Source organism: Nocardia sp. CA-135398, assembly GCF_050955845.1.
Classification (GTDB): Bacteria; Actinomycetota; Actinomycetes; order Mycobacteriales; family Mycobacteriaceae; genus Nocardia.
Genome location: NZ_CP192084.1, coordinates 7,846,429 through 7,866,713, shown reverse-complemented (window position 1 = coordinate 7,866,713; position 20,285 = coordinate 7,846,429). Strand labels below are relative to the sequence as shown.

Sequence of the window (20,285 nt, the reverse complement as noted above, 5' to 3'; positions counted from 1 at the left end):
GCGGGGTATCTGGTTGATAGTTACATCGGCTAACTATATAGTTTCCTGAGGTAACAATCAGCAAGGGGCTACCGTGACGATTCCATCCGCCGATCTCGACCTGGATGATGTCCAGACCATTCGCCGTCGCCTGCGCTACGACCGGGACCATCCGAACTACAAATGGATCGCCCTGACCAACACCACGCTCGGTGTGCTGCTGAGCGCGGTCAACGCCTCGATCGTGCTGATCTCGCTGCCCGCGATCTTTCGCGGTATCGGACTGAATCCGCTGGAAGCGGGCAATGTCGGCTATCTGCTGTGGATGCTGATGGGCTATCTGCTCGTGACCGCGGTGCTCGTGGTGATGTTCGGTCGGCTCGGCGATATCTTCGGCCGCGTCCGGATCTACAACCTCGGGTTCGCGGTCTTCGCGGTGACCTCGGTCGCGCTGTCCTTCGATCCGTTCCACGGTGGTTCGGGCGCGATGTGGATCATCGTCTGGCGCGTGCTGCAGGGCATCGGCGGCGCCATGCTGACGGCCAATTCGACGGCCATCCTCACCGACGCCTTCCCGGCCAAACAGCGCGGTACCGCGCTGGGCATCAATATGGTCGCCGCGGTCGCGGGGTCCTTCCTCGGCCTGATCATCGGCGGCGTGCTGTCGGAATGGGATTGGCGCGCGGTGTTCTGGGTCAGCGTGCCGATCGCCGTGGTCGGCTCGATCTGGTCCTATCGCTCGCTGCACGAGGTGGGCACGCGCACCAAGGGCAAGGTCGACTGGGCGGGCACCATCACCTTCGGCCTCGGCCTGACCGCACTGCTCACCGGCATCACCTACGGCATCCAGCCCTACGGCGGCCACCCCACCGGCTGGTCCAACCCCTGGGTGCTCGGTGCGGTGCTCGGCGGCATCGCCATGCTCGCGGCGTTCTGCGTGGTGGAGACCAAGGTCGCCGAGCCGATGTTCCACCTCTCGCTGTTCGGCAACCGCGCATTCGGCCTCGGCAACTTCGCCAATCTGATGGTCTCGATCGGCCGCGGCGGCATGCAGTTCATGCTGATCATCTGGCTGCAGGGCATCTGGTTGCCGCTGCACGGCTACGACTACGAATCGACGCCGCTGTGGGCCGGTATCTACCTGCTGCCGCTGACCGTGGGATTCCTTGCCGCCGGACCGGTTTCGGGTTGGCTGTCGGACCGCTACGGATCGCGCCGGTTCACCACCGGCGGTGCGACGCTGGCCGGGCTCACCTTCCTGCTGCTGCTGGTCATCCCGGTCGACTTCAATTATTGGGTGTTCGCCGCGATCGTGCTGCTCAACGGCATCGGCTGCGGACTGTTCTTCTCGCCGAATACCGCCGCCATCATGTCGAGCGTGCCCGCATCCCAGCGCGGTGCGGCATCCGGTATGCGCGGCACCCTCTTCAACGGCGGCAACGCGCTGTCGATGGGAATCTTCTTCTCGCTCATGGTCGTCGGCCTCGCCGCCAGCCTGCCCTCGGCCCTCGACAGCGGTCTGCGCGCCCAGGGCGTATCCGCGGGCGCCGCATCCCAGCTCGCCGACCTGCCGCCCGTCGCCAGCATGTTCGCCGCCTTCCTCGGCTACAACCCGATCCAGGAATTGCTCGGCCCCAGTGGCGAATTGGCCAAGCCGGGGGTCAATGCGGACACCCTCACCGGTCAGGAGTTCTTCCCGCATCTGCTCACCGGCCCGTTCCACACGGGTCTGATCGTGGTGTTCGTGTCGGCCGCCCTGATGATGTTCCTGGCCGCCGCGGCCTCGTACTTCGCGGGCGATAAGTACGTCGAGGAGGAATTGGCCGAACTCGCCGAGACCGACGAACTCGTCGCCGCGCGCTGAATCACGGCTGGTGCGTGCCGCGCTCGGACTCTACTGTCTGGGCCATGAACTCGCTGCCCGTCGCGACGATGGTGGTGATCTTCGGATTCGTCGCGGCGATCACCATCGGCCGGTGGTTCCTGGTCGCCGAGACCCTCAGTGACCGGCTCATCAATCGCGCACTGGCCTGGGATCTGGTCGGCCTGCTCGTCTTCGTGTGCGTCGGTCGATTCGGTTTCGCTGAGGTCGCGTTCGGTCTGTTCACGATCTTCGGAGCGCTGGCGGTGGCGAATGTCTTCGGGTTCGCCCGACTGCTCGACGGCGCGGACGCGCGCACCGCGGCGCGGCGGCAGCGCGCCTACGACCGGATTGCCGTGGCCGCCGGATGTGTTGTGCTGGTAGGCATTCTGACCGGACACGCGGATTGGGTGCCGATGGTCTGGTCGCTGACCACGGTGCCGGCTGCCGGATCCGGTCTGCTGATCACGCGGGCCTGCGTGCGGGAGTTACGCACCGCCGGTATCGCCGCCAGGGAACGGCTGACCTTCGGCACACTGCTGTTTGTCGGCGGGTACGCCGCGGTCGCCACGCTGGTCTCGGTCGTGCGGACGGCCAACGGCACCCGACCCGATGAGCCCGGGCTGCTCTGGGTTATCGGAGCGTATGCGACCTTGGTTCTGCTCACCGGCCTGATCGGGATCCCACTGTGGAATGCGGTGCTGGCTCGGGCGGAATTGGACCGGGCCGGTCGGCGCTGTCGCCGACTGCGTCCGCTGTGGCGGGCGCTCACCGATGCCGTACCCGAGGTGGTGCTGGCGCGGCCGAGTAGTGGTTCCGCCTCGCGCCTTTATCGGATGACAGTCGAAATCCGGGACGCCCTTGTGCGATTGCGGCCATACGCACCGGATGCCGACGCGCACACCGATATCCGCGAATACGCGCGAAGTATCGCGCATGCCGTGCAGGCCAAGGCTGCTGGCGAGTCGCCCGCGATATCCTCCGGCCGCACCACTCCCGCCCTACGCGACCGAACCGATGAACTCAGATACCTGCTCGACCTGGCCGCGGAATGGCCGAAGGCCCGCGCGCAGATGCGTGCGGGTCTCGAATCTTCTGCGCGCTGAACCTATTTCGCCGCGTTGGCGAAGGCGGGCTCGAGCTTGTTCAGCAGGTAGGGCACCGACAGAGCGGTCGGCTGGTTGACGGCGCTGATCTCCTGCACCGTGAGGAATACCACCGAGCCCTTCCGCGCCGCGGGCAGATCGGCGTAGCCGGGCAGCTGCCGGTACTTGTCATCCATACCGGGGGAGTAGCCCGCGAGCAGCAGATCGGCGGTGAGCTCGTCGACCCGCTCCGGCGACAGTGCGAGCCTGCCCTGATTCGACGGCTGATCGGTAAGGTTCTTCGGAATGGTCAAACCCAGCTGGGTGAAGATCTTGCTCGACCCGTCGTTCGGATCGGTCAGCACCATCAGCTGTGCCGGACTGGCCAACCAGGTGCTCGCGAAGGTCTTGCCCTTCAGGCCCGGATTTGCCTGGCCGATGGATCCCACCTTCTTGTCCACATCGGCGATCACGCGCGTCGCGTCATCTTCTTTGTGCAGTACCTTGCCGAGCGTGGTCACCAGGTCCTGCCAGGGTTGGATGGACGAGGCGGTGAGTGCGGGCAGCGTCGGGGCGACCTTGGACAGCTCGTCATAGGTTTTCTGGTCGGCCAGGAAGCCGTCCACCAGAATCAGATCCGGCTCCAACGCCGCGACCTGCTCGGCGATATTGCCGGTGGTATTCAAGGCCTTCGCCGATTCGAGCGACTTCGGCTCCCATGCCGGGGTGCTCTTGGATACCGAGGCGACATTGTCGACATAGCCGACCGGCGTCACACCGAGCGCCAGTGTCGAATCCAGCCACTGATTCCCCAGTGTGACAATCTTTTTCGGGGTGCCTTGGACCGTTGTCGTACCGCGCGCGTGGGTGATGGTCACGGGTGCGCCACCGTCGGATCCCGCGTCATCGCTCGACGACCCGCAGGCGGCGATGCCCAGGCTGAACGCACCGGCCAGCACGGCGACCGCCGCCCGCTGCCAGACACGAGACGTCCGAACAGACTCCATCGTCACCCTCTCCTTCATCGAGGAATTCCCCGACTCGGCTCCCGCACGCCGCAATAGCAAAGGCCAGCCTAACCTATCTTGTTCGCCGCACTGCCTCGGCCTGCTGGTCGCTGTCATGTCATCTGTTGCGAACCTATTGAACGTGCCGCTATCTAGCGGTACGTTAAATGACGTCAATACATGATCCTCTCGTCCGGGAGGCATCGACGTCGAACCCGTGAACACGCGGGTCTTCGCACGACTGACGCATACCGAATTGAGGTTAGTTCCGATGAACCAAAAGAGTTCCGCACGACGCGTCCGCCCCATGGTCGCCCGTATCGCCATCACCTCCGCACTGGCCCTGGCCCCGATCGCCGCGGTAGCTGGCCCGGCGCTCGCCGATACGACCGACACCCAGGCCCCGGCGATCGTGCAGGTGGATCAGGCCGAAGACATCCACGGCCACCACGGCTACGGCGGCTTCGGCGGCTGGGGCGGCTGGGGCCACGGCGGTTGGGACGGTTGGGGCCACCGCAGCTACCCCGGCTACCCGAGCTACCCGGGCTTCTACCCCGGCTGGCCCGGCTACTTCCCCCGCCCCTCCACCGGCAGCGCCTTCTGACCCGACTCGCGTCAGCGGCGAAGCCATTTCCCAGCAGCGTCTCGCCTCCGAATGAGCCCGGCACAAGCCGGGCTCATTTCACACCCATTCGACGACGGCCACCGGCGCGGTCGATCATCGGACATCGGCTGTCGATATGGCGAATGGGTAGGCTTCCGTCATGACGATCGAGCCGTCCGGCCATCTGCCGCACGAGATGACCGAGGAGCAATACCGTCAGCTGCCCGAGGCGACAGCGCGCGAGATCGAGGTCGTGCACGGGCATGTGATCGTCTGTGAATCACCGGTGCCCGAGCACAATCGCGTGGCACGCCGACTGGCTAGTGCCATGGAGCAGCTGCCGAGCACCGAGCCGTGTATTCGGGTCGAGACCGATATCGTCGTAGTGCTCTGGCGAGTACCCAAATTCACGTTCCGGCGGCCGGATGTCACGGTCTATCGGTGCCTTCCGGAGCGGGGTGCGAAACCGGAGGCCGGTGATGCCCTGATCGTCATCGAGGTTTCCTCGCCATCCACCATGGCCGAGGATCTGCTCGACAAGAAAGCGCAGTACGCGCGCGCAGGCATCCCGCTCTATCTGGTCGTAGCTCTCGATACCAAATACGACATCGAAGAAGTCCGCGAGTTCCGGCTCGACGCGCACGCCGCCGAGTACCGCCTGCACCGCCTGCATCGCGACGGATTCGTCCAGCTCGAGCACGTCGTGCTGGGCGAGATCAGTTTCGCTGACCTGGTTCGATAACGAAGCAGCCCAGCGTGGGCCGGGCTGCTTCGAGATCGGTTTCAGAGGGTGATGCGCTGGTTTTCGGGGAGGAAGAGTTTGTCGCCTTCGTTGACGCCGAAGGTGTTGTAGAACTGGGCGATATTGCGGACGATCTGGTTGCAGCGGAATTCGTTGGCGGCGTGGACGTCCTGTAGCTGGCTGATGGTGGCTTCCTCGGTCTGCTTTTCCCGCCAGCTGCGGGCGTAGGAGAAGAACATCTGCTGGTAGTCGGGGTCGATGCCCGCGCGCTTGGCGGCGATGCGGTAGGCCTCGACGGCGATTTGCAGGCCGCGCAGGTCGGCGAGGTTTTCGCCGACGGTGAGTGCGCCGTCGACATGGTATTTGGGATCGAGGCCCTCGGGCACCAGCACGTCGAATTGGTCGATCAGCTGTTTGGTCTTGGCCTCGAACGCGGCCAGATCCTCCGGTGTCCACCAGTCGCTGCGATTACCGCTGGCATCGTATTTGCGGCCCTGATCGTCGAAGCCGTGGCCGATCTCGTGGCCGATGGTCGCACCGACGGCACCATAATTGACCGCGGTGGTCGCGTCCTTGTCGAAGAACGGGGGCTGCAGATAAGCGGCGGGGAAAGTGATCTGGTTGCTGGTGGGTGAATAGTAGGCATTGACGGTCTGCGGCGACATACCCCATTCGGACTTGTCGACCGGAGTGCCGAGCCGGTTGAACGCCTTCTTGGATTCGAAAGCATTGACGGCGCGCAGGGATTCGATCAGCTTGCCGCGAGTGATCTTCAGCGCGGAGTAGTCGTCCCACTTATCCGGATATCCGATCCTGGCCTCGATCTTGTCCAGCTTGACGATCGATGCGTCCCTGGTCGGCTTGGACATCCAGGTCGAATTGGTGAAGTTCTCCCGATAGGCGGCCATGAGGTCGGCCACCATCTCCTTGGCCCGATCCTTGGCGGCAGGCGGAAAGTGCTTGTCCACATACAGTTTGCCGAGCTGGTCACCCAGATTGTCGTTGACCACGCCGACGCCGGACTTCCAGGTCTCCGGCCGCTCCTCGAGTCCGCTGAGCACCTTGCCGACGAAATCGAACCGCGCGTCGCGGATCGCCTTGGGCAGAAAACGGGCGTATTCCGCAACCACATTGACCCGCAGGAACTCTCGCCACAGCGTGATATCGGTGTCGGCCCACAGCCGCGCGGCCGCGGTCACGAAGGACGGTTGTGCCACCACGAGCTTGTCGAACAGCGAGCGCGGTCGGTCGGTATTGCCCGCCATCCACGGATCCCAGTCGAATTGTGGTCCGAGCGCGACCAGATCGTGCCAGCTCATCACGTTGTAGGTGGCATCGGTATTGCGATTGCGCACGCTGTCCCAATGCGCCGCCGCGATCTTGGTCTCCAGATCGACCACGCGCTGGGCGATCCCCGCCGGATCGGCGAAGCCCGCGCCCTCGGACATCTTCTCGAGGTAGGTCTTGTAGCCGGCGAGCTGCTTGGCGTACTCCGGCTTGCGGTAGTACTGCTCGCTCAGCGCGATACCCGACTGACTGATGGTGGGGATATAGGCATTGGAGTCCTTGCGATCGATGCCGACTCCGATGCCGATCAGCCCGGCGATCGGCAGCTCCGCCATCACCTTGGCCAGATCCGGTTTGGTCGCCGCACCATCGATCTTGGCGAACAGATCGGTCAGCGGTGTCATGCCGAGCGTTTCGAAGGCGGCCTCATCCAGCCGCGCATCGTAGAGATCGCGAATCTGCTGCGCCTCCGAACCCGGCTTCGGATCCTTGATGCCCTCGATGATCTCGCGCAGTTGATCCAGCGTCCGGTCGCTCGCATCGCTGATCGCGCCGACCGTGGACTTATCCGGCGGCAGCTGGTAATCCCGCAGCCATGTGCCGTTGACATGCCGGTACAGATCGTCCTGCGGCCGGATAGCCGGGTCCGCGCCGCCCATATCGACCCCGGTGAGCCGCACCGGCTGCGCATCCTTCGAGCAGGAGACCAGGGCGACGGCCGCGGGCACCACCCCGAGCGCGACCAGGAAGGCACGACGGTCCAGCTGACCGAGACGACCGGTTGATGTCACGAGGACTTCCTCTCCCGATGCGGTCCCGGCCGCATCCTCGTCAGGCGCGATAGTGCTGGCCCGAGGCTACCTGTCTCCGGCGTTGCCAGCCTGTCGGATCACAGCGAGACCCGCTGGTCCTCGGCCAGGTACAGCTTGTCGCTTGGTTCGACGGCGAAGGTGGTGTGGAACTCGTCGATATTGCGGACCACCTGATTGCAGCGGAATTCGTTGGGCGCGTGCGGATCCATGGCCAATCGCAATTCCATATGCTGCTTCGTCGATTTCTCCCGCCAGATCCTGGCCCAGGACAGGAACAGGGTGCGGTTGTCCGGGGCGGCCTTGCCATCGCGTTCATCGGCGATACCGAGGGCGGCCAGGGCGATACCGAGACCACGCAGATCCGCGAGATTCTCCCCGACCGTGAGCGCGCCGTCGACGTGTTTGCTGGGGTCGAGTCCCGTCGGGACCAGCGCGTTGTACTGCTCGATGAGCTGGTTGGTCTTGGCCTCGAATGCGGCCCGGTCCTCGGGCGTCCACCAGTCGCGCAGATTGCCGTCACCGTCGTAGCGCGAGCCCTGGTCGTCGAAGCCATGCCCGATCTCGTGGCCGATGATCGCCCCGATCGCGCCGTAATTGACCGCGTTCGCGGCATCGGGGTCGAAGAACGGGGGCTGCAGAATGGCGGCCGGAAACGAGATCGAATTGGCATTCGGGTCGTATTGGGCATTCACCAGCTGCGGCGGCATATGCCATTCGGACTTGTCGACCGGGTTGCCCAACCGCGCGAAGCCGCGCTTGATCTCGAAATGCTTTGCGGCGCAGACGGATTCGATCAATTTGCCGCGGGTGATCGTCAATCCCGAGTAGTCGATCCAGTTGTCCGGATAGCCGATCTCGGCGACGATTTTGTCGAGCTTCGCGATGGCGGCCTGTCTGGTCGGCGGCGACATCCAGGTCGAATCGGTGAAGTCGGCCCGATAGGCGGACATGAGATCGGCGACCATCGCCAAGGCCCGCTCTTTCGCCGCAGGCGGAAAGTGCTCGGCCACATAGAGTTTCCCGAGTGGCTGGCCCAGATTCGCATTGACGGTTGCGATACCGTCCTTCCACAGCTCCGGACGCTCCCGCAATCCCTGCAGCACCTTGCCGACGAAATCGAATTCGGCATCGGCAATGGCCTTCGGCAGCAGCGATGCGAACTCTTTGACCACCGCCATACGCAGATACTCCCGCCAGGCCGCGATATCGACCTCGGCCCAGAGCTTTCCGGCCGTCGTCACGAACGACGGCTGACCGACCACCACGCGCTCGAATAGTGCGCGCGGTCGATCGGTATTGCCGGCCAGCCACGGCTCCCAGTCGAATTGCGGTGCGAGCGCGGTCAATTGGGCCCAGTTCATCGGGTTGTAGACGGCGTCGGGATTGCGCAGCCGAACATCGTCCCAGTAACCGGCGGCGATCTTGGTCTCCAGTTCGAATACCCGCTGGGCGGTGCCCGTCGGATCGGGAAGGCCCGCGCCCGCGGCGACGCGTTGCAGATAGGTCTGATACGCGGCACGCTGCTCGGCGTATTCGGGCTTGCGGTAGTACTTCTCGCCCATATTCGGGTCGATACCGGACTGCGAGATATTCGCGACGTACTCCGCCGAATTCTTCTGATCGGCCCCGACGGACAGACCGACCAGCCCACCGATCGGCAGCCCACCCATCACCTTGGCCAGATCCGGTTTGGTCGCCGCGCCGTCGATCGCCGCGAACAGATCGGTCAGCGGGGTCACGCCGAGCCGCTCGATTTCGGCCAGATCGACCCGAGCGTCGTAGAGATCGCGGATCTGCTGCTCGGCGGTCCCGGCCTTCGGTTCGTGAATGCCGTCGATGATCGCCCGCAGTTGCTGTTCCACCCGGTCGCCGACCTCGTCGAAGGTGGTGTAGGACGGCTTGTCCGGCGGCAGCTGATAATCGCGCAGCCAGCCGCCGTTGACGTAGCGGAACAGATCGTCCTGCGGACGAACCGCCCGATCCCCACCTTGCATATCGACACCGGTCAGCTGCACCGACCGCTCCCGCGCACAGGAGACCAGCGCCGTGGTGGCCGGAATCACGCCGAGTGCGATCAGAAAAGTGCGACGAGCGAGCCGGGCCGAACGCGTGGACGAACTCAAGAAAACCCCCTATATCAGCGACGATGCGGAATATGCACGGTTCATCTGGTGATCTTGCTCGTCCCGAGGGTAATAACGGGACCGTCCGCAAGCACTGATCCACGCGGGTTTCACAGCGGAAGTTCAGCCTGCGGTTGCGGTGCCCGATTTGGGACCGACCTGGGCGTTCACCTACACTGAACCGGTTGCCTGCGGGAGCTGTGCCCGCAATCCGGCCGCGAACCCCCAGTGGTTGATCCATCCGATCGAGAAAACCGCTGGCAGGCGCGCGTTCGGGTGGTAACACGACCATGCCCGTCGGGTCGGCAATCCGGCGTGCGTATACATCCAGGTCAAGGAGGCTGAAGTGATTCAGCAGGAGTCGCGACTGCGCGTCGCCGACAACACGGGTGCGAAGGAAATCCTCTGCATCCGCGTTCTCGGTGGTTCGTCGCGTCGCTATGCCGGTATCGGCGACATCATCGTCGCCACCGTCAAGGACGCTGTCCCCGGCGGCAACGTCAAGAAGGGCGAGGTCGTCAAGGCCGTCGTCGTGCGCACCGTCAAGGAGCGTCGTCGCCCGGACGGTTCGTACATCAAGTTCGACGAGAACGCGGCCGTGCTGATCAAGGCGGACAACGACCCGCGTGGCACTCGTATCTTCGGCCCGGTCGGCCGCGAGCTGCGCGAGAAGAAGTTCATGAAGATCGTTTCGCTGGCTCCGGAGGTGCTCTGACATGAAGGTGCACAAGGGCGACACGGTGCTCGTCATCTCGGGTAAGGACAAGGGCGCCAAGGGCAAGGTCATCCAGGCCTACCCGAAGGAGAACCGGGTCCTGGTCGAGGGCGTGAACCGGATCAAGAAGCACGTTGCCAACTCCACCAACCAGCGTGGCGCCTCCTCGGGCGGCATCGTGACCCAGGAAGCTCCGATCCACGTGTCCAACGTGATGGTCGTCGACTCCGACGGCAAGCCGACCCGCGTCGGCTACCGGACGGACGAGGAGAGCGGCAAGCGGGTCCGGATCTCCCGTAAGAACGGGAAGGACATCTGACATGACCACCTCTGAGAAGACCCAGCCGCGCCTGAAGGCTCGCTACCGTGCCGAGATCAAGGACGCGCTGAACAGCGAGTTCAACTACGCCAACGTGATGCAGATCCCGGGCGTGGTCAAGGTCGTCGTGAACATGGGTGTCGGTGACGCCGCGCGCGACGCCAAGCTCATCAACGGCGCGGTCCGGGACCTGGAACTGATCACCGGTCAGAAGCCCGAGATCCGCAAGGCGACCAAGTCGATCGCGCAGTTCAAGCTGCGTGAGGGCATGCCGATCGGCGCGAAGGTCACCCTGCGCGGCGACCGCATGTGGGAGTTCCTGGATCGCCTGGTCTCCATCGCGCTGCCCCGTATCCGCGACTTCCGCGGTCTGTCGCCGAAGCAGTTCGACGGCAACGGCAACTACACGTTCGGCCTGAGCGAGCAGTCGATGTTCCACGAGATCGACGTGGATTCCATCGACCGCCCGCGCGGTATGGACATCACCGTGGTGACCACCGCGACCAACAACGAAGAAGGCCGTGCCCTGCTCAAGCACCTCGGCTTCCCGTTCAAGGAGAACTGAGCACATGGCTAAGAAAGCACTGGTCAACAAGGCCAACAGCAAGCCGAAGTTCGCCGTTCGCGCCTACACCCGCTGCCAGCGCTGCGGCCGCCCGCACGCGGTGTACCGCAAGTTCGGCCTGTGCCGCGTGTGCCTGCGCGAAATGGCGCACCGCGGTGAACTCCCGGGCGTGCACAAGAGCTCCTGGTGAGCCCGCGCTCTTCGTGAGCGCACCCGCACGAAACTGAACAAGGGCACGGCCTCTGGTAGAGGCCGTGCCCTTGCTCGTTTCCAGTGCCCGCATATTCTTCATGGCTCGAAGCCGCTCGCGACGAGTCGGAATCTGCTTCAAGCCAGCTCGGTGGCTGCCGATTCGCTTGCCGCGGTTCAGAATTCGAGTTCGGACCAGCGGATGCGGATGGGGAAGTCCGCGGCTATTGCGTCGGAATCCTTGGGCGTCCATTTGCCGATGAGCAGGTAGTTCGCGGGGTACAGCGGGTGGACTCTGGGTCAGCGGGGTCGAGGCATGGCGGTGGCGATTTCGCGGCGGGAGCGGAGGTCGAGTTTGGCCAGGATGTTCGAGACGTGGGATTGAATTGTGCGGCGGGACAAGAACATTTGGGCGGCGATGTCGGTGTTGGACAGGCCATCGGCTACCTGGGCGGCGACCTTGCGTTCGGTATCGGTCAGTGCCGCCCAGCCGGATTTGGGGCGGTTGCGGGGGCCGCGGACGCCGCGGCGGATTCCGTACGGTCGCACTCGTGCTACCGCGCGGGCGCAATCCCAGGACGCACCGAGGCCGGAATACAGTTCGACCGCGGCGTCCAGCGCGTTGCGTGACTCGGGTGCGCGCCCCGCTGCGGCCAGGAGTACGGCAGCGTTTTCGTGCGCCTGGGCCTCGAACAGCGGACGGCCGGATTGCCGGAAAGCACTTGCGGCCCTGAGGAGAGCGTCGGGATCGGAATCGACGAGGCCGCGGCACAGCAGCGCGGTTGCGGTGCGAGATGCGGTCGGCTGTCGCGTGAGCAGCAGATCCGCGCTGGCGGCTACCGACCGGGCAGCGCGCGCGTCGCCGACGTCGGCGGCCAAACGCGCGATGTCCGGAAAGATGTAATGCAGTGTGGCCGCGGCCAATCCGTCGGCAAGGCGATGCTGGGTATCGACGAGTAGTCCCAGTGCCAGGTCGGGGCGACCGCGCGCCTCGGAAGTCAGCGCCTTGACCCATGGATGGAAATGCGCGTAGCCGACATTGCCCGGCCGATCGTCCGGCGTGGGCAAGCCGTCCTGGTCCGGCAGGAAAGTGCCGCGGCGAATTCCGATGAGCGCCGAGATGGTGTGCGCGACCGTCGCGTAACCGAGCACATCGGGCATCTGCATGCTCGCCGAGCATTCGGCCAGCGCATCGTCCCAGCGCCCTCCCACCAAATACATCCGCGCCTTGGCGACCAGGTTCGAGGACAGATAGACGCCGCGGAATCGACGGTTGCGCCCGATCGCCGTCTGCAAAACCTCCTCGGCGTCGCTCAGCCGATCGAGTTCGATCAGGCAGTGGGCATACAGCGCATACGGATCGAATTGGTCTGGCCCGGTTCCGTCCTCGAAGAGGGCCGGGATGCGGGCGCTGAGGTTCAACGCTTCGTCCAGGTGGCCCCGGGTGTAATGCACGGCGCCCACCGCGGTGAGTCCGTATCCGGTGGCCAGCGGGTTCCCGGTGCTCTCGCCTAGTGCCACGGCCCGTCGACCGGCCTGCTCGGCCGCGGCGAACCGCTCGAGGAAGAAATTGCCGAGTCCGCACATGCCGAGAAACCGGGCCGAGTCCTCGGCGTCGAGCTCCCGAGTGGACAGCACCTCCTCGGCCAATGCGACCGCATCGGACAACCGTGCCTGGGCCTGATAGATCTGGGCGAGCAGCCAGTGCAGTTCGATGTCCGGCTGGGTGAGCAACGCCTCACGCACCACCGATTCGGCCTCGGCGGCGTTCCCATCCCAGAGCAGGGCGTGAATTCTCAGTCGGATCAGTACCGAGCGCGTTCCAGCGTCGAGATCCGGCGTAGCGGCGACTCGGCTCAACAGCCGTTTCGCCAGTTCGGGCGCGCGAACGATCAGCTTGTCGGCGACACCGATCAGCCATTCGAGGCTGGCCAGGTCCAACTCGCGATCGGCGGCCGATAAGTAATAGGCAACCCGCTCGATCGGCGCATCGGTGGACTGGAGCGCCTGTCCGGCCCGTTGAAGCAGATCCGACCGCAGTGAAGCAGGCAGCCGATCGGCGAGTGCGTGCCGGATCAGATCGTGCCGAAATACCAGCTCTGCGTCGACTCGGATGAGCAGCCCGCCGTCCAGCGCCTCGGTCACGGCGCTCCAAGCATCCAGGATTGGGATCTTCAACACCACGGCCAGGTCCGCGACATCGATAGTCGGCCCGAGTGCCGCGGCCATCGGCAACACATCCCGTGTCGGACGGGACAGGAAGTCCAGCCGCTGCGTAATCGCCTCGGCAAGTGAGGCGGACGGGTTTGCGACAACAGCGCCCCCGGGATCGGCGGTGTCGGCGATCACCCTGATCGCCCCGTCGCGCACCAAGGCGGCCACCAATTCCGTGACATGCAGTGGATTCCCACCGGCCTCGGCCACCTTCGCCAGCAACCGAGGTCCCGGTTCGGCGCCGACCAGATGACGCACCAGTTCCGCGGCATCCGCGACAGGCAGACCGTCGAGCCGCAGCACCGGGGCCTGTCGCGCCGCCAGTTCGGCCGTCAGTGCGGCGTACGCCGGATCGCGCGGTAGCGGCCGGGCTGCGAGGACCAGCAGCAGCGGCAGTTCGTCGACGAGTGTGCAGAGCCGGTGCAGCAGCGTCAGGCTCGACCGATCCGCCCAGTGCACGTCGTCCATGACCAGCGCGATCGGTCCCGCCGCGCACCAGGTGTCGATCTGGTCCAGAATCGCCTCGGCAATGGCGAGTTCATGCGACGCCGCCACATCGCCCACGCGATCTCCGCTGCGCAGCGCCTCGATCGGGGAGGTCGTTCCCGCGTCGTCCAGCCAGGAGCACACCCCGGCGAACGGCACGCCCTGCCGCAACTCGTCGGCAGCGCCGATACGGATGTGCAGGCCCGCTGCCGCCAATGGATTTCGCGCCGCTTCCAGCAGTGCCGATTTGCCGATTCCCGGCGCACCCTCGATCGAAACGACGCACCCGTGACCGGCGACGGCACGCCGTCCGAGGGCGGTCAGAGTTGCTAGTTCGGCATCGCGGCCCACGAACGCGGCCGCGAGGGAATCCTGCACGCGGGTGAGTGTAAGGGGCCCGACCCGGATTTTGTCCTGGTCAGCCCATTGCCTACACTAGAGCGGTTGCTCGGGCACCTCTGTGTCCGCATGTCCGCGATGCGATGCCGCATCGACGATTGGACGGCCCGCGCACCGAGAGCTCATATGAGAACTCAATCCGGTCGGCAAATGTCGGCCGGACCGCCGAATTGCTGTAGGCCCACGGCTGGCATGCCTATTGGTGTGCCGGTGTTGCATGGGAACCGCGGCGAGAAAGGTGTCAAGGTCGAACCATGACCATGACTGATCCGATCGCAGACTTCCTGACACGTCTGCGCAACGCCAACTCGGCGTACCACGATCAGGTGAAGGCTCCGCACTCGAAGCTCAAGGCGAATATCGCCGAGATCCTCAAGCGCGAGGGCTACATCGCCGACTACCGGACCGAGGACGCGACCGTGGGCAAGACCCTCGTCGTCGACCTCAAGTACGGCCCCAGCCGTGAGCGCAGCCTGCAGGGCCTGCGTCGGGTGTCGAAGCCGGGTCTGCGTGTGTACGCGAAGTCCACCAATCTGCCCAAGGTCCTGGGCGGCCTCGGCGTGGCGATCATTTCCACGTCGACCGGTCTGCTCACCGATCGTCAGGCGGCCAAGCAGGGCGTGGGCGGCGAAGTCCTCGCCTACGTCTGGTAAGGGAGGTAGGACAAATGTCGCGTATTGGTAAGAAGCCCATCGCCATTCCTGCCGGTGTCGAGGTCGCCATCGACGGCCAAAACGTGTCGGTGAAGGGTCCCAAGGGCGCCCTGACCCACGTCGTCGCCGAGCCGATCACCGTCACCAAGGGTGAGGACGGCCAGCTCGAGGTCGCCCGCCCGGACGACCAGCGCCAGAACCGCTCGCTGCACGGCCTGACCCGTACCCTGGTCGCCAACATGATCGAGGGCGTCACCAAGGGTTACGAGAAGAAGATGGAAATCTTCGGCGTCGGTTACCGTGTCGCGGCCAAGGGCTCCAACCTGGAATTCGCCCTCGGCTACTCGCACCCGGTGCCGATCGAGGCCCCGGAGGGCATCACCTTCGCGGTGGAATCGCCCACCAAGTTCTCCGTGTCCGGAATCGACAAGCAGAAGGTCGGCCAGATCTCCGCTGTCATCCACGGACTGCGTAAGCCCGATCCCTACAAGGGCAAGGGCATCCGCTACGCCGGCGAGGTCGTTCGCCGCAAGGTCGGAAAGACGGGTAAGTGATCATGGCGCAAACCGAAAACCAGAAGGCCAAGCGCATTCCGCGTGGCAAGGACGTGTCGACGACGCGTCGTCTGTCGAAGACCCGCCGTCACTTCCGTCTGCGCAAGAAGGTCGTCGGCACCACCGAGCGTCCGCGCCTGGTGGTCAACCGCTCCTCGCGTCACCTGCACGCACAGCTCATCGACGACTCGCTCGGCAAGACCATTGCCGCCGCGTCCTCGATCGAGGCCGATGTGCGCGCACTGGACGGCGACAAGTCGGCCAAGGGCAAGAAGGTCGGTCAGCTGATCGCCGAGCGTGCCAAGGCCGCGGGCATCGAGGCCGTCGTATTCGACCGTGGTGGTCACGACTACCACGGCCGCATCGCGGCGCTCGCCGATGCCGCTCGCGAAGGTGGGTTGAAGTTCTGATGACTGCAAACATTTACGGAAGGAACGTCTGATGCCGGGACGTCAGAGGCGTGACGGCGGCAACGGACCCGCCGGACAGCAGAATGGTGCCGCCGGTGGCGGCGACAGCCGGGACGGCCGCGGCGGTGGCCGCGACCGTCGTGGCGGTGGTGACCGTCGTGACCAGCAGACCGACAAGAACCAGCTCGAGCGCGTCGTAGCGATCAACCGTGTCTCCAAGGTCGTGAAGGGTGGTCGTCGCTTCAGCTTCACCGCCCTGGTGATCGTCGGTGACGGCAACGGTCTGGTCGGCGTCGGCTACGGCAAGGCCAAGGAAGTTCCCGCGGCCATCCAGAAGGGTGTCGAGGAGGCTCGCAAGGGCTTCTTCCGCGTTCCGATGATCGGCTCGACCATCACCCACCCGGTACAGGGTGAGGCGGCGGCCGGTGTGGTCATGCTGCGTCCGGCCTCGCCCGGTACCGGTGTGATCGCCGGTGGTGCGGCGCGTGCGGTGCTGGAATGCGCTGGTATCCATGACATTCTGGCGAAGTCGCTCGGTAGCGACAACGCCATCAACGTCGTGCACGCGACGGTTGCGGCGCTGAAGATGCTGCAGCGTCCGGAAGAGGTCGCGGCCCGTCGTGGTCTGCCCCTCGAGGACGTCGCCCCCGCGGGCATGCTGCGCGCACGCGCTCAGGCAGCGGGAGGTCGGTAGATATGGCAGATCTCAAGGTGACCCAGATCAAGTCGTCGATCGGCGCCAAGGCGAATCAGCGGGAGAGCCTTCGTACGCTCGGCCTGCGCAAGATCCGCCAGACCGTGGTTCGTGAGGACAACCCGCAGAACCGTGGGCTGATCAACGTCGTGCGCCACCTCGTAACAGTTGAGGAGGTCTGACATGACCATCAAGTTGCATCACCTGCGTCCGGCTCCCGGCGCCAAGACCGAGAAGACCCGTGTGGGTCGCGGTGAGGGCTCCAAGGGCAAGACCGCGGGCCGTGGTACCAAGGGCACCAAGGCTCGCAAGAATGTCCCGGCCGCCTTCGAGGGTGGGCAGATGCCGATTCACATGCGGCTGCCCAAGCTCAAGGGCTTCACGAACCGGTTCCGGGTGGAATACCAGGTCGTGAATGTCGGCGCGATCGCCAAGCTGTTCCCCGAGGGCGGCGCGGTCGGCAAGGCGGAGCTGGTAGCCGCCGGCGCGGTTCGCAAGAACCAGCTGGTGAAGGTTCTCGGCGACGGCGAGATCGGCGTCGCGGTCCAGGTGACCGTCGACAAGGTGACCGGCGCCGCCAAGGAGAAGATCACCGCGGCCGGTGGCACTGTCACCGAGCTGGGCTGACGGTACTCTGACAACAAGTGGCACCGGACGAGTGAAGGCTCGTCCGGTGCCACTGTTAGAGTTCAATTGTTGTCTGCCAAAGCCTCGTCATGGGTTATTTCCATGGCATGACCATGTCGTTCGCCAGGAGGATCTGTGCTTTCCGCCTTCGTATCGGCCTTCCGGACTCCGGACTTACGGCGGAAGATTCTCTTCACGCTGGGGTTGATCGCGCTGTACCGCTTGGGTGCTTCGCTGCCGTCCCCCGGTGTCGACTACAAGAGCGTCCAGGAATGTATAGACCTGGTCTCCGGCGGTGACTCCGCCGGTATCTATCAGCTGATCAATCTGTTCTCCGGTGGTGCGCTGCTGCAGTTGTCGGTCTTCGCGATCGGCATCATGCCCTACATCACCGCGAGCATCATTATCCAGCTGCTCACCGTCGTCATCCCGCGCTTCGAAGAACTGCGCAAAGAAGGCCAAGCAGGCCAGAACAAGATGACGCAGTACACCCGCTACCTCTCGATCGCGCTGGCGATTCTGCAGGCCACCGGTCTGGTCGCGCTCGCGGCCCGCGGTCAGCTGCTGCAGGGCTGCCAGAAGGACATCCTGGCCGACACCAGCATCTTCGGCATGGTGATCATCGTGCTGGTGATGACCGCCGGTGCCGCACTGGTCATGTGGTTCGGCGAGCAGATCACCGAGCGCGGCATCGGCAACGGCATGTCACTGCTGATTTTCGGTGGTATCGCCGCGCGTATCCCGAACGAGGGCAACAACATCCTGCAGAACCGCGGTGGACTGGTCTTCGGTCTGGTGTGTGTGGCCGCGTTCGCGATCGTCACCGCGGTCATCTTCGTCGAGCAGGGCCAGCGCCGGATTCCGGTGCAGTACGCCAAGCGTGTGGTCGGCCGCAAGATGTACGGCGGGTCCTCGACCTATCTGCCGCTGAAGGTCAATCAGGCCGGCGTCATTCCGGTGATCTTCGCGTCCTCCCTGTTGTATCTGCCGAACCTGGTCGCGCAGCTGACCTCGTCGAAGACCGCCACCGATAGAAGTTGGTGGCAGGAGATCATCCAGAAATACTTGGTGAATCCGGGCAACCCCGTATACATCGCGATCTACTTCGGTCTGATCGTGTTCTTCACCTACTTCTATGTCGCGATCACCTTCAACCCGGAGGAACGCGCGGACGAGATGAAGAAGTTCGGTGGCTTCATTCCCGGATACCGTCCCGGTAGGCCGACCGCCGACTACCTCAACTTCGTATTGAGCCGCATTACCCTGCCCGGCTCGATCTACCTCGGTCTCGTGGCCGTCCTGCCTAACCTGTTCCTCGATATCGGCGCGTCCGGTGGCACCCAGAACCTTCCGTTCGGTGGCACCTCGGTGCTGATCATGGTGAGCGTCGGCTTGGACACCGTGAAGCAGATCGAAAGCCAGCTGATGAATCGAAATTACGAAGGGTTCCTCAAGTGAGACTTGTACTGCTCGGACCGCCGGGCGCCGGCAAAGGCACTCAAGCCGACCTCCTGTCGGACAAGCTGGGTGTCCCACACATCTCCACCGGGGACCTGTTCCGCACCAATATTTCCGCCCAGACGCCGCTGGGTCGGGAGGCGCAGAAGTACATCGACGCGGGCGATCTGGTGCCGAGCGATGTGACCAACCGCATGGTCGAGGCTCGGGTCGCCGAGCCGGATGCCGCGAACGGCTTTGTGCTGGACGGCTACCCGCGCACGGTCGACCAGGCCGACGCGCTGGAGAAGATTCTCGCGGATATGGACAAGAAGCTCGACGCGGTGCTCTGCTTCGTGGTGCCCGAGGAGACCGTGGTCGCCCGGATGATGGCGCGCGGTCGCAACGACGACAACGAGGACGTGATCCGCAACCGGCTGCGGGTGTACCGCGAGGAGACCGAGCCGCTGCTGGAGCATTACGACGGTCTGGTCGTCTCGGTCGACGGTGTCGGCGAGATCGACGAGGTCAACACGCGCGCGCTGCGCGCCCTGGGACACTGAGGCCGGATGGTCTTCAACCGCAAGAAGAAGGTCGTGCCGTTCCGGACGGCGGGCGAACTGGATGCGATGGCGGCGGCCGGTGCGATTGTCGGCCGCGCGCTCGTCGCGGTGCGTGCGGCGGCCAAGCCCGGGGTTTCCACCCTGGAGTTGGACGAGGTCGCCGAGCAGGTGATCCGCGATGCGGGTGCGGTGCCGTCGTTCAAGGGGTATCACGGCTTTCCCGGTTCGATCTGCGCGTCGGTGAACGACCGTGTGGTGCATGGGATTCCGACTTCGTCGGAGATTCTGACCGAAGGTGATCTGGTCTCGATCGACTGCGGCGCGATTCTCGAAGGCTGGCATGGTGATTCGGCCTGGACCTTCGGCGTCGGCACGATCATCGAGGCCGATCAGCTGCTCAGCGAGGCCACCAAGTCGTCGATGGAGGCGGGTATCGCGGCCATGCTGCCCGGTAACCGGCTGACCGATATCTCCCATGCCATCGAAATGGGTACGCGCGCGGCCGAAAAGGAGCACGGCCGGTCCTACGGCATCGTCGACGGTTACGGTGGGCACGCCATCGGCCGGGAGATGCATATGGATCCATTCCTGGCCAACGAGGGTGCGCCGGGTAAGGGGCCGAAACTCGTGGTCGGATCGGTGCTGGCGATCGAGCCGATGTTGACGTTGGGCACTACGCAGACGAAGGTGCTCGACGACGACTGGACCGTGGTGACGTTGGACGGTAGCCGCGCCGCGCACTGGGAACATTCGGTCGCGGTTACCGAGGATGGGCCGCGGATTCTTACGGTTCGTCCGGAGTAAGAGCGGTATCCCGCACATTCCTTCACGTGCGGTGGTCGGTCACCCTGTCGGACTCCGGGTTCGGTGGCGTCGCGCGGCGAGGAGCCGAGCCGCACCGACGCCCGCAGGTCGTAAATGTCTGGCATTCAACGGCTTCGGACACAATGCGTCCGCCGC

Annotated in this window: 21 protein-coding genes; 17 read left to right on the top strand and 4 right to left on the bottom strand. The window is 64.7% G+C overall.

What is annotated here, in order from left to right:
• Positions 1-73: 73 nt before the first annotated feature.
• Both ACQP1T_RS35095 and ACQP1T_RS35090 read left to right on the top strand, forming a co-directional pair.
• A complete protein-coding gene (locus tag ACQP1T_RS35095; RefSeq protein ID WP_433757279.1) occupies positions 74-1,843 on the top strand; it encodes an MFS transporter in 1,770 nt (589 codons plus the stop codon).
• A gap of 44 nt (positions 1,844-1,887) precedes the next feature.
• Positions 1,888-2,946 carry an MAB_1171c family putative transporter gene (locus ACQP1T_RS35090; protein WP_433757278.1) on the top strand — a complete coding sequence of 353 codons (1,059 nt, stop codon included), beginning with the start codon at positions 1,888-1,890 and terminating at the stop codon, positions 2,944-2,946.
• A 2-nt stretch (positions 2,947-2,948) separates the two neighbouring features.
• Here ACQP1T_RS35090 and ACQP1T_RS35085 read toward each other — a convergent pair whose 3' ends face one another.
• Positions 2,949-3,932 carry an ABC transporter substrate-binding protein gene (locus ACQP1T_RS35085; RefSeq protein WP_433757277.1) on the bottom strand — a complete coding sequence of 328 codons (984 nt, stop codon included), beginning with the start codon at positions 3,930-3,932 and terminating at the stop codon, positions 2,949-2,951.
• A 271-nt stretch (positions 3,933-4,203) separates the two neighbouring features.
• On the opposite strand from ACQP1T_RS35085, the gene ACQP1T_RS35080 reads away from it, so the two are divergent.
• Positions 4,204-4,536 carry a hypothetical protein gene (locus tag ACQP1T_RS35080; RefSeq protein ID WP_433757276.1) on the top strand — a complete coding sequence of 111 codons (333 nt, stop codon included), beginning with the start codon at positions 4,204-4,206 and terminating at the stop codon, positions 4,534-4,536.
• Positions 4,537-4,696: 160 nt separating this feature from the next.
• Complete coding sequence (locus ACQP1T_RS35075; RefSeq protein ID WP_433757275.1) at positions 4,697-5,278, top strand: Uma2 family endonuclease; 582 nt, start codon at positions 4,697-4,699, stop codon at positions 5,276-5,278.
• Between the two features lie 41 nt (positions 5,279-5,319).
• Here ACQP1T_RS35075 and ACQP1T_RS35070 read toward each other — a convergent pair whose 3' ends face one another.
• Positions 5,320-7,356: a M13 family metallopeptidase gene (locus ACQP1T_RS35070; protein ID WP_433757274.1), complete on the bottom strand. Its 2,037-nt coding sequence runs from the start codon at positions 7,354-7,356 to the stop codon at positions 5,320-5,322.
• A 98-nt stretch (positions 7,357-7,454) separates the two neighbouring features.
• Positions 7,455-9,500 (bottom strand): M13 family metallopeptidase, encoded by a 2,046-nt coding sequence (locus ACQP1T_RS35065; RefSeq protein ID WP_433757273.1) that lies wholly within the window; start codon positions 9,498-9,500, stop codon positions 7,455-7,457.
• Positions 9,501-9,846: 346 nt separating this feature from the next.
• Here ACQP1T_RS35065 and rplN point away from each other — a divergent pair, with 346 nt between their 5' ends.
• The 4 genes from rplN to ACQP1T_RS35045 are packed head-to-tail and all read left to right on the top strand — an operon-like array spanning position 9,847 to position 11,289.
• A complete protein-coding gene (rplN, locus tag ACQP1T_RS35060) occupies positions 9,847-10,215 on the top strand; it encodes a 50S ribosomal protein L14 (RefSeq protein WP_040686591.1) in 369 nt (122 codons plus the stop codon).
• A 1-nt stretch (position 10,216) separates the two neighbouring features.
• On the top strand, positions 10,217-10,534 hold the full coding sequence (gene rplX / locus ACQP1T_RS35055) for a 50S ribosomal protein L24 (RefSeq protein WP_062983172.1): 318 nt from the start codon (positions 10,217-10,219) through the stop codon (positions 10,532-10,534).
• A 1-nt stretch (position 10,535) separates the two neighbouring features.
• Positions 10,536-11,099 carry a 50S ribosomal protein L5 gene (rplE, locus tag ACQP1T_RS35050; RefSeq protein WP_062983164.1) on the top strand — a complete coding sequence of 188 codons (564 nt, stop codon included), beginning with the start codon at positions 10,536-10,538 and terminating at the stop codon, positions 11,097-11,099.
• 4 nt (positions 11,100-11,103) lie between these two features.
• Positions 11,104-11,289: a type Z 30S ribosomal protein S14 gene (locus ACQP1T_RS35045; protein ID WP_062983162.1), complete on the top strand. Its 186-nt coding sequence runs from the start codon at positions 11,104-11,106 to the stop codon at positions 11,287-11,289.
• A 299-nt stretch (positions 11,290-11,588) separates the two neighbouring features.
• On the opposite strand, the gene ACQP1T_RS35040 is transcribed toward ACQP1T_RS35045, so the two are convergent.
• Entirely contained in the window at positions 11,589-14,366 is a 2,778-nt protein-coding gene (locus ACQP1T_RS35040) for an ATP-binding protein (protein ID WP_433757272.1), read from the bottom strand.
• Between the two features lie 275 nt (positions 14,367-14,641).
• Between ACQP1T_RS35040 and rpsH the strand changes: the two genes are divergently transcribed.
• The 9 genes from rpsH to map all read left to right on the top strand — a co-directional run bounded on the left by rpsH (position 14,642) and on the right by map (position 20,129).
• Positions 14,642-15,040, top strand: coding sequence for a 30S ribosomal protein S8 (rpsH, locus tag ACQP1T_RS35035; RefSeq protein ID WP_062983150.1), 399 nt, complete (start codon positions 14,642-14,644; stop codon positions 15,038-15,040).
• Positions 15,041-15,054: 14 nt separating this feature from the next.
• The gene (gene rplF / locus ACQP1T_RS35030; protein ID WP_433757271.1) at positions 15,055-15,594 is read left to right on the top strand and encodes a 50S ribosomal protein L6; all 540 of its coding nucleotides are present in this window, start codon (positions 15,055-15,057) and stop codon (positions 15,592-15,594) included.
• Between the two features lie 2 nt (positions 15,595-15,596).
• Positions 15,597-16,004, top strand: coding sequence for a 50S ribosomal protein L18 (rplR, locus tag ACQP1T_RS35025; RefSeq protein ID WP_062983146.1), 408 nt, complete (start codon positions 15,597-15,599; stop codon positions 16,002-16,004).
• A 31-nt stretch (positions 16,005-16,035) separates the two neighbouring features.
• Positions 16,036-16,698, top strand: coding sequence for a 30S ribosomal protein S5 (gene rpsE / locus ACQP1T_RS35020; RefSeq protein WP_364780190.1), 663 nt, complete (start codon positions 16,036-16,038; stop codon positions 16,696-16,698).
• 2 nt (positions 16,699-16,700) lie between these two features.
• Complete coding sequence (gene rpmD, locus ACQP1T_RS35015; protein WP_062983142.1) at positions 16,701-16,880, top strand: 50S ribosomal protein L30; 180 nt, start codon at positions 16,701-16,703, stop codon at positions 16,878-16,880.
• Between the two features lies 1 nt (position 16,881).
• Positions 16,882-17,325, top strand: coding sequence for a 50S ribosomal protein L15 (rplO, locus tag ACQP1T_RS35010; RefSeq protein WP_433757270.1), 444 nt, complete (start codon positions 16,882-16,884; stop codon positions 17,323-17,325).
• Positions 17,326-17,460: 135 nt separating this feature from the next.
• Entirely contained in the window at positions 17,461-18,783 is a 1,323-nt protein-coding gene (secY, locus tag ACQP1T_RS35005; protein WP_433757269.1) for a preprotein translocase subunit SecY, read from the top strand.
• Entirely contained in the window at positions 18,780-19,325 is a 546-nt protein-coding gene (locus ACQP1T_RS35000; protein ID WP_433757268.1) for an adenylate kinase, read from the top strand. The genes secY and ACQP1T_RS35000 overlap by 4 nt, the downstream gene beginning before the upstream one ends.
• 6 nt (positions 19,326-19,331) lie before the next feature.
• A complete protein-coding gene (gene map, locus ACQP1T_RS34995) occupies positions 19,332-20,129 on the top strand; it encodes a type I methionyl aminopeptidase (RefSeq protein WP_433757267.1) in 798 nt (265 codons plus the stop codon).
• The last annotated feature ends 156 nt before the right edge of the window (positions 20,130-20,285 follow it).

Excerpts from the sequence above, each read along its gene's own strand:
- ACQP1T_RS35045 (WP_062983162.1), top strand. The coding sequence starts at position 11,104 with ATGGCTAAGAAAGCACTGGTCAACAAGGCCAACAGCAAGCCGAAGTTC.
- rpsE (WP_364780190.1), top strand. The coding sequence starts at position 16,036 with ATGCCGGGACGTCAGAGGCGTGACGGCGGCAACGGACCCGCCGGACAG.
- ACQP1T_RS35085 (WP_433757277.1), bottom strand. The coding sequence starts at position 3,932 with ATGGAGTCTGTTCGGACGTCTCGTGTCTGGCAGCGGGCGGCGGTCGCC.
- rplE (WP_062983164.1), top strand. The coding sequence starts at position 10,536 with ATGACCACCTCTGAGAAGACCCAGCCGCGCCTGAAGGCTCGCTACCGT.
- map (WP_433757267.1), top strand. The coding sequence starts at position 19,332 with ATGGTCTTCAACCGCAAGAAGAAGGTCGTGCCGTTCCGGACGGCGGGC.
- rplX (WP_062983172.1), top strand. The coding sequence starts at position 10,217 with ATGAAGGTGCACAAGGGCGACACGGTGCTCGTCATCTCGGGTAAGGAC.
- rpmD (WP_062983142.1), top strand. The coding sequence starts at position 16,701 with ATGGCAGATCTCAAGGTGACCCAGATCAAGTCGTCGATCGGCGCCAAG.
- rpsH (WP_062983150.1), top strand. The coding sequence starts at position 14,642 with ATGACCATGACTGATCCGATCGCAGACTTCCTGACACGTCTGCGCAAC.
- rplO (WP_433757270.1), top strand. The coding sequence starts at position 16,882 with ATGACCATCAAGTTGCATCACCTGCGTCCGGCTCCCGGCGCCAAGACC.
- rplR (WP_062983146.1), top strand. The coding sequence starts at position 15,597 with ATGGCGCAAACCGAAAACCAGAAGGCCAAGCGCATTCCGCGTGGCAAG.
- ACQP1T_RS35075 (WP_433757275.1), top strand. The coding sequence starts at position 4,697 with ATGACGATCGAGCCGTCCGGCCATCTGCCGCACGAGATGACCGAGGAG.
- ACQP1T_RS35090 (WP_433757278.1), top strand. The coding sequence starts at position 1,888 with ATGAACTCGCTGCCCGTCGCGACGATGGTGGTGATCTTCGGATTCGTC.
- ACQP1T_RS35080 (WP_433757276.1), top strand. The coding sequence starts at position 4,204 with ATGAACCAAAAGAGTTCCGCACGACGCGTCCGCCCCATGGTCGCCCGT.
- rplF (WP_433757271.1), top strand. The coding sequence starts at position 15,055 with ATGTCGCGTATTGGTAAGAAGCCCATCGCCATTCCTGCCGGTGTCGAG.